At 67.0% G+C, this 1211-nt stretch carries 1 protein-coding gene; it reads left to right on the top strand.

All coding sequences use genetic code 11. The annotated features are described in order from the left end of the window. The first annotated feature begins 443 nt into the window (after positions 1-443). Positions 444-686 (top strand): hypothetical protein, encoded by a 243-nt coding sequence (locus QH276_RS24765; RefSeq protein WP_280396638.1) that lies wholly within the window; start codon positions 444-446, stop codon positions 684-686. Positions 687-1211 lie beyond the last annotated feature (525 nt).

Below are 1211 nucleotides of genomic sequence, written 5' to 3' on the forward strand. Positions count from 1 at the left end.
CCAATGCCGTATCCCTCTGCGCCGCCACCCGGCTACCTGCCGACCGCGATCGGATTCGTCCGTGTCGACCTCTCCGCGCACCACGCCGACCGATATGCCCGCGAACTCCAGCGTCACGCTCGGGAATCCTTCCGTTGCCGCAAGTAGTCGGTATGGGCGCGGCTACAGCAGGCCGAACCAATAGACCACACAGGCCAGTGCCCACAGGGCCAACGTATCCATCGACACTCCCACTCTTGTCGTAGCGGATGTCCTCCATGATGCCCGAGATACCCGGTTGGCGGGATATCTCCCCGGGCCGTTCTCCGACCTTGATTGCACTGTGACGGATCGTGGTCGCAGCGTTATAAGTTCACGTTAAGGGCGCGCCAAGTGCGGGGTCGCATTGTTGAGCCATGCCGGAGAGCACACCGGCACTCACACCGCGAACAGGAACCTCGTAGATGATCACCAAGCTGACCACCGCACTTGCCCTGGCCGGTGCCGCCACCGCCATGGATTTCACCGCCGGACCCGCCGTGGCCACCGAAGGTGAGCCGGGTGCCGCCCTCACCGGCCAGGCCACCTGCACCCATTCCGGCGACGAGATCGTGATCGAAATCGACGCGCCGGTGGTCTACGCCCAGACCGGCTACCTGATCAAGGACGGTCGCACCGAGCTCGGCGTTTTCGACTCCTGCCAGTAGTCGGGACGCCGCCCAAAGGAGGGGGCGGGATGCGGACCGGTGCCTGGGGAGGACCCGGTACGCATCCCGGAAAGTACGGATCCGGGGGAATCGTGGGGGATCCGCGGGGGTGGGGTGGTTTCCGTGACCGGGGAGGGGATCGGTGAACCACTGGGGGACGGGGGCCGGTCGGCGTAGCGGGGGAGCTGCGCGACCGGGTGGGTCGGTCTGTCTCGCGGGGTGGCAGACCGGCCCATGGGCAGGGCGTCGTCGATCGGACCGGTCTCGCGGGGTGACCGGTCCGGCCGGCAGCCGCCGCAGGCGTACGGCTCTTCCGGATGCTCAGTGCCGGACCGGGCGAATATCGTCCGCTGGTCCGGCACCGCGAAAGGTAACCGTTCGGGAATCGGTACGGCAGCGCTCGAAGACAGCGGCCCGGCCGGCCGCAAAGTGGGAAAATGCGGGCCGCCCGGGTGGGGGTGTATTTATTAATAAAAAAAACCCCCCCACCGGGGGGGGGTGGGGGGGGGGGGGGTGTGGGATTTA

This window comes from Nocardia carnea (assembly GCF_029869215.1).
In the GTDB taxonomy this organism is placed as follows: domain Bacteria; phylum Actinomycetota; class Actinomycetes; order Mycobacteriales; family Mycobacteriaceae; genus Nocardia; species Nocardia carnea_B.

What these genes read in the sequence shown, in the direction of transcription:
- QH276_RS24765 (WP_280396638.1), top strand. Translation starts at nt 444, where the DNA reads ATGATCACCAAGCTGACCACCGCACTTGCCCTGGCCGGTGCCGCCACC.